The sequence below is a fragment of the Schlesneria sp. genome (genome assembly GCF_036405755.1).
GTDB lineage: Bacteria > Planctomycetota > Planctomycetia > Planctomycetales > Planctomycetaceae > Schlesneria > Schlesneria sphaerica.
Genome location: NZ_DASWWZ010000703.1, coordinates 1 through 6,555, shown reverse-complemented (window position 1 = coordinate 6,555; position 6,555 = coordinate 1). Strand labels below are relative to the sequence as shown.

5 protein-coding genes are annotated in these 6,555 nt (G+C 56.6%); 1 reads left to right on the top strand and 4 read right to left on the bottom strand.

From position 1 onward, the window contains the following. A partial coding sequence (locus tag VGE80_RS23255) for a WD40 repeat domain-containing protein (protein WP_440594316.1) occupies positions 1-1,856 on the top strand: 1,856 nt, incomplete at its 5' end. Positions 1,857-2,005: 149 nt separating this feature from the next. Here VGE80_RS23255 and VGE80_RS23250 read toward each other — a convergent pair. From VGE80_RS23250 to VGE80_RS23235, 4 genes are all read right to left on the bottom strand, one after another. After that, positions 2,006-2,863 carry an SDR family NAD(P)-dependent oxidoreductase gene (locus VGE80_RS23250; RefSeq protein WP_440594315.1) on the bottom strand — a complete coding sequence of 286 codons (858 nt, stop codon included), beginning with the start codon at positions 2,861-2,863 and terminating at the stop codon, positions 2,006-2,008. Between the two features lie 103 nt (positions 2,864-2,966). Next, positions 2,967-4,325: a hypothetical protein gene (locus VGE80_RS23245; protein ID WP_440594314.1), complete on the bottom strand. Its 1,359-nt coding sequence runs from the start codon at positions 4,323-4,325 to the stop codon at positions 2,967-2,969. A 142-nt stretch (positions 4,326-4,467) separates the two neighbouring features. Further along, positions 4,468-5,445 (bottom strand): RluA family pseudouridine synthase, encoded by a 978-nt coding sequence (locus tag VGE80_RS23240; protein WP_373649558.1) that lies wholly within the window; start codon positions 5,443-5,445, stop codon positions 4,468-4,470. Positions 5,446-5,560: 115 nt separating this feature from the next. Further along, a partial coding sequence (locus tag VGE80_RS23235; RefSeq protein WP_440594313.1) for a hypothetical protein occupies positions 5,561-6,555 on the bottom strand: 995 nt, incomplete at its 5' end.

Genomic DNA, 6,555 nt, shown 5'->3' with positions numbered 1-6,555 from the left:
GGACCACTGATCGACGAGGAATCGAATGGCATCTTCTCCGTGGTCAACGGAGCAATTTCGGCGAAGAGCTTCTACAGCTTGGCCACGATGTCTCTTCCGTCCGAATTTCTCCTGACAACACTTACCTTGTGACTGGCACAGATGGAGGGCTTATCTGGAAATATAGTCTGGTGGAAAACCGTCCGCTGGATTGCTGGAGTTCAAGACTGGAAGATATTAGACGGATGGCATTCAACGAGAATGGATCTCTTCTGGCCATCGTCAGCTATCAAGCAGAAGTCGTAGTCCTCGACACGAAATCCGGCGAAACAGTCCTGCGGTGTCCCCCCCCGGAATTCCCTACCAAGAATGCAGCGGCCTGCTTTTTCCGAGGGAGTTTACTCACGTCCGGGAATCGAAACCACATTTCTGTGTGGGACTTGGATACGGGTCACAGGTCTCATCTCTGGTCGATGCCATGCGAACTGATTCTGGACATCGCGTGCACCGGGGACCAAAGCTTTCTAGCAGTTCTTTGTGATTATGGCACCGATGAAATGATCCGCGTCAATTTGATGACGGAAGTGGGGCAGAACGTTCCCACCCGCCTGATTCCGTTGGGCTTTCAACCAAATTCAATTGCGATTCACCCGGACAGTAAGCATATCGCGGTCGGCGGAGTTCGTGGGGAGCTGGAAATCTGGGATAGCCGAACTTCTGTCCAAATACGAAAATGGACTCTCGTTGAGAAGTTGAACGAACTGAGCTTCAGCCCCGATGGCAAATTTCTGGCTGTTGCCGAGCGATCCGGCGCGATTCACGTTGTGGATTGGCGAAACGCTGAGAAGCCATCGGCCGATCAAAATCATCGTGGATATTTTCATTGGGCCGCGCATCCTCGGCCCGCTCGTAGCGTGGTCTTCACAGCCGACGGTCGACATGTCATATCGGCAGGTTTCGACGGTCGTGTCATCAAATGGCCGCGAGTTAAAAACCCCACCGCCCGACTGACAGTCGGAGAAAAACCCTGGGACATGGTAACCCTTCCGTCGATGGCGGCGTTGGCTTCTTTCTGTGACGAGCGACTGCAGCTCCATTCGCTGGCTGATCTGCAGCCGGTAACAGAAATTACGTTATCCAGTGAACATGGTCCGATCTGCGCTGCGGTGGCCTCAGCTTCCGGGAACAGGTTGGCTGTCAGCACCCGGTCGAAAACAATCCTTGTCGGAAAGACCGAACCCCACCTGACGCTCTTGCCGGTCGCCAAGGAGACCTCGCAAGGCAACAATCCCCCCATCGTGTCCTTTCTCTCAGACGAGGTGACGCTGGTCGGAATCGATACTTTTCCGGAGTTGCGAGTGCAGGCGTGGAACTGTGACAACCGTCAACGCCTCTTCTCTTATTCGTTGTCCAATGTGGTACCACATCGCCTCACGTTCGACGGTAACGACACCATGTGGACTGTGACGGATTCCAGCCTATTACAAATCAAGCTCAGGACAGGCGAAATTCTTAGGAAGCTTCCCATCCAGGGGCGTGACGCCGGACGCATCGCCGCTTCGGGCGATGGGCAAACGCTGGCCGTCACTTACAGCGACCGACGAATTGAACTGGTCGACGCTGATTCCCACGCCGTCCAGTCGACCATTTTCGGACATGTCGGAACCGTGGAAAAACTTCTCTTCACCAATGACGGGAAGACGCTACTTGCTCTGGATGCCGGTCACAATCTGCGGTTCTGGAATGTCTCTACCGGAACTGAGCTTTTGAGCTGGCATTTCCCGGTCAGAGCATTTGATCTGTCATCTGACAACAAAACGTTGACAATTTTCTACGAAGATCAGTTCGAAAGATTCGATCTGACGTCGCGAGAATAGGCCCTGTTTATTGTCAGAATGTGTCTCTCATTCCGCAGGCGCCCGTCACGATGGATCGAGCCCGCCCGGGCTCCACACCCAGAGCGTAAATCCTGTTTAGCGATCCGCTGCTCACAACGCCTGAAAATGACCGTTGGTGTCCGCCCGGATCATGCAGCCCGTTTCAGCGAGGCATTTTCGGTCGGTTGAGATTCTATGGTATTGGGGACAGTCCGTTTTTTCCGGCTCAGATGATTGAGAAAGTCGAGAAATCCGGGGGCAATCCACTTCATATTCCACAGAAAGTGAGCCAGCAGCCCCACGAGGGGCATGCGGTGATTGTACCTGATGGCTCTGATCGCCTTCCGGGCAACGGCTTCCACGGTAGTGCAGACCCACTGGGGTGGCTCGGGAACTGTCTTCCGTTCCTTGCTGGTGGCACACTTACGGTACAGATCTGTTTTGACGGGGCCGGGACACAGCGACGTGACGTGCAGCCCGCGGCGTCCGTACTCGGCTCGCAGCGATTCCGAGAATCCAATCAAACCAAATTTGCTGGTGTGATAGCCGGCAAAGCGGCCTCCTGCCACGAGGCCCGCGATACTGCAAATATTCAGAATATGTCCTTCCGGACGTTCCAGCAGAGACGGCAGTAACTCGCGAGTAATCTGAATCGGAGCGAGCAGATTAATTCCCATTAACCAGTCCCACTGCTCGGCGGTCATCGTATGCGTCGGACCGTAGAAAGCGACGCCCGCGTTGTTCACGAGAATATCGACACCGCCCCACTCTTCTGTAAGTGCCGTGACGGCTGCCGTTATCTCGGCCGGTTTCGTCAGATCGACCTTTCGTGAGGCAGAACTCACACCCAGGGCGCGAATTTCGTCGCCGACGGCAGCCATCCCCTCTGCGTTCACATCCCACAGGTAGACATCGGCACCCTCACGAGCCAGCGCGAGCGCGATTCCACGACCGAGGCCCGACGCACCACCCGTGACCAATGCCTGTTTGCCTCGAATTGATTTCATCAATCTCGTTCCGAATGAGGAGCCATGTAAGCCGTTCAACTGCAATTCTTCGACGCTGCTCGCGTCTGTCATCGGACATCTCATGTCCGTCGCCCGGTCTTCCTCACGACAGGAGTTTGAGGATGGCCTGCTTGACGTAGTCTTCCATCTGATCCCATTCCCTGATCATCTTCTGGATCTGCGGCGGCAGATTCGCTGGTACCGTGGGACCGTTCGTCGGAGGTGGATTGTCAGGCGTGTTGTTAGCCGGAGGTGGCTGAGTCCCGTGGGGGTATTCGATCGGGCCTTCAGGTCCATGGACGGCGTTCGAATACATCAACTGAATCGGTGCCGTGCCACTTCCATCCGCCAGGGGGACTTCTCGAAAGGCGACAGCCAGGTCGACCGCTTCCGAAATCGGATAGTCGGCGATCTCGTCTCCATTGTCAGAGGTCCATCCCAGGAAGCCCTTTCCATTTGGACTTTCGAGTGCATCATCGACATCCGGATCGGTTCGTACTTCCTGCAACTGGTGATAGAACGTCGCGACAACATTCTTCCAGCTGGCGTCGAAGACCGGAATTCCGTTGGTTCGACCACCAGAGAGGCGTTCCGAGTAGACACCGACGGCGTAATAGATCGTGTTGTCGTCAGGCCGGACAGAACCGTGGTAGCCCGCCAGCCCCTCTGTGGAATCCTCGGTCGATCCGCCATTGGGATCTGCCAGAACACATCCTTTGGGAAGCATGAAGTTCACCACCGTGTTGGCAAGATCCCGTCCGGCAAACAAATTCTGGCGATAAAGGCTTTCAATCTGAGCTTCGAGTTCAGCCTTCGTCACACGCTGCGGTTTCCATCCCGTCAGAAAGAACGAACCCACAAACTGTGATGAAATCGGCTTGTTATCAAAGTATTGCACAAGCACATTGTTCAGTCGTCGATCCGCCATCGCTGCAGCCAGCTTTTTGTCGATACTTCGCCAGTCACTGGAATCCCATGCCTCGGAGTCCCCGACATAGATATTCATGTACTTGAGATCGCGGATGGTTCGCCCACCTCGGTACTTCAGGTCCTGGGCGGGAGCCGGTGCGACACCATCCGCGATGGCTGCGGCCGAAGCGGACGAGGCCATCTGGTAAGGAGCTCCCGCGTACCCCATGCCTGGTCGGCCATTCATCACAGGCATTGCCCGACCGTCGAACTGGCCACCAGCACTGGCCAGCAGCGGATAATTCCCCGCTGCGGGTCGCGTATGAGCCATTTGAGAGACCGCGGCACCCGGTAGAATGCCAAACTGGCCCGCTCTGGCAGCTTGAGCAAGCTGCGGCGGTTGACCCGCAATCGGAGGATTGGAGATCGAACGTGTATTGGTCGGCGGGACGACGCGGTCACGATATGACGAACGCAGGCCCATGGGATCACTGCTGGTGCAGCCAGTGACCCAGGTCATCAATATCATCAGAAATACGGACTTCCGTGCCATTTCATGCGTCCTTCGCAAGAACCGTCTCAGAAAGAAACGGCGATTTCGGCCGCTAGATAGCAAAACGGCCAATTTCTGAATAGGCATCTTCTGCCGGAGCAGAAGCCGGGATCATCCGTTCCCTCAACTCAGCAACCGCCCATCAGATGGCACGCACGAGATCCAGAGCCTGCTCGAAGTCCGGAGGAAGAGGGGCCGTGAAGGTGTGCCATTCGCTCGTCATGGGGTGTGCGAACGACAGTTCGGCGGCGTGGAGGGCCTGCCGGGGAATATACGGTGACATGGGGGCAAGTTCGGGCCCGCCGGCGACAGGTCGAACACGATCGGGTTTCAGTTCCCCGAACGGTCCGTAGAAATCGTCCCCGACGACGGGGTGGCCGATGGTCGACAAGTGGACGCGAATCTGGTGCAGCCGCCCCGTGCGGGGCTTAGCCTTCACCAGAGTATGTCGGGAAAACCGCTCAATCACCTCGAAGCTCGTCTTTGACGCCTTGGCATCAATGGCGTCGGCCTGGCAGGACATCAATGCGCTGGCACCGCTGCGAGCACGCCCAATCGGCAGATCGATCGTCCCGGAATCCTCTTTTAGCACTCCGTCTACGAGTGCCAGATACGATTTCGAAATTCGCTCTCGCTGAAACTGCATGGAGAGCAGCCGATGCGAAAGATGATCTTTGGCCAGAGCGACAACACCACTGGTATCCCGATCCAGCCGATGTACGACCCCCGGCTTGAACTGGCCGGGAAACTGGGCATTCTGATCGAGATAATGCTGGACTGCGTTTGTGAGCGTGCCGGAAGGGTTCTGCCCCGTCGGATGGACAATCAAGCCCGCAGGCTTGTTAACGATGAGCAGCCACTGGTCTTCAAACACGACACCGAACGAAATCTCTTCGGCCGGCATCAGGTTGTCGGGGGGCTCGAGCAGCCGAACCGTAACCACTTCATTGGTAAAGACACGACGTTCCGGGGCAGCCACGACCCCTTCCACGGTGACCTGCCCGGCACGGACCATCCGGTGCATTCGCCACGCGGTGTAGCTGCGAAAATGCTTCACCAGAAATGTGTCGACGCGACATCCCGATAAATAACTTTCAACAACCAGTGTCGCAGAGTGCATGCGGCTGCATATCGCCTGTTTACGTTTTCGTGAATCAGCCGTTCCGACGACGGCTCGGAAGGCTATCTTAGCGGTTCTTGCCAAATGTGCTGCACTGCACGCGTCTCGTCAATCCTCATTTCTGGGGCGATTCCGTCTTCTCTTTGCTCTCGGCCGAGTCTGTCGGGGGAGATTCCACGAGATCATCGACTTCTTCCACGTCTGCAGCAGGGGGTTCGAGCTCCACTTGTTCCCCCGTCAGACATTCCAGATAAAACCGCAGAATGGGTCGCAGTGGCGTCGCAGGATTCGTCTGCAATGCCTGACGGATCGACTTGCCAGCATCTTCAACCAGGCCCGCTTCCATCTGCACCAGGGCGATCTGGTAAGTCAGATTGGCCCCTTCGAAACGGAGCCCCTGAACCAGTCCGGCGTTCGCATTGATTGATGACGACGGATAGGAATCGGGTCCCATCCACAGCGGGTTCAGCGTAAGGAACGGGAGCGTGTACAAGGCCAGGGGGACGGGCTGCGTTGCCACGGCGCTCCGCTGATCGGTCCACAGTTTGATCGTACGGACATGATTCGCGAGGCAGAGTGCCGTGATCGCCGCGGAATCACGCCACCCGGTCAGCGACGTATCGGTGGCAAAGCCCTCGAGACTTTCGAGCAGGCCCTCGGCATCCACTCCCTGCCCGACTTCCAGCAACCAACTGGCAAGAGCCAGTTTCGCTGGAGGATTCCGTTCGAGATAGATCGCGTCCTCTTCCAGGATTTTAATCGCACTCAGCAAATACCCCATCTGGTAGGCACCACTGGCGACCTGGAACCGGTCAGAACCGTCGTCCAGTCGCTTCGAGATAGCGGATTCGATCTGCGCCATCGGCTCACTCAACTGATCGATCGCGTCGATAATCGCTTCCCGCTCCTGTCGCTGTTCGGTGGTCATCGACTTCGAGTAGGGTCTTAACACCTTGAGCTTATTCAAGAGATTGAGCTGCACATCTCGCTTATCCATCATCTGGTACTGACGCAGCAGCATCTGCAGCGTTCCCGCGTCATCCGGTTCGAGGGCAGCAGCCTGCCGCAGTGCGACGACCGTCTGGTAGTATCTCAACAGGTTGGAACCGC

Bases quoted from the DNA above. Each gene is read 5' to 3' on its own strand.
- VGE80_RS23250 (WP_440594315.1), bottom strand. From the start codon at position 2,863: ATGAAATCAATTCGAGGCAAACAGGCATTGGTCACGGGTGGTGCGTCG.
- VGE80_RS23245 (WP_440594314.1), bottom strand. From the start codon at position 4,325: ATGGCACGGAAGTCCGTATTTCTGATGATATTGATGACCTGGGTCACT.
- VGE80_RS23240 (WP_373649558.1), bottom strand. From the start codon at position 5,445: ATGCACTCTGCGACACTGGTTGTTGAAAGTTATTTATCGGGATGTCGC.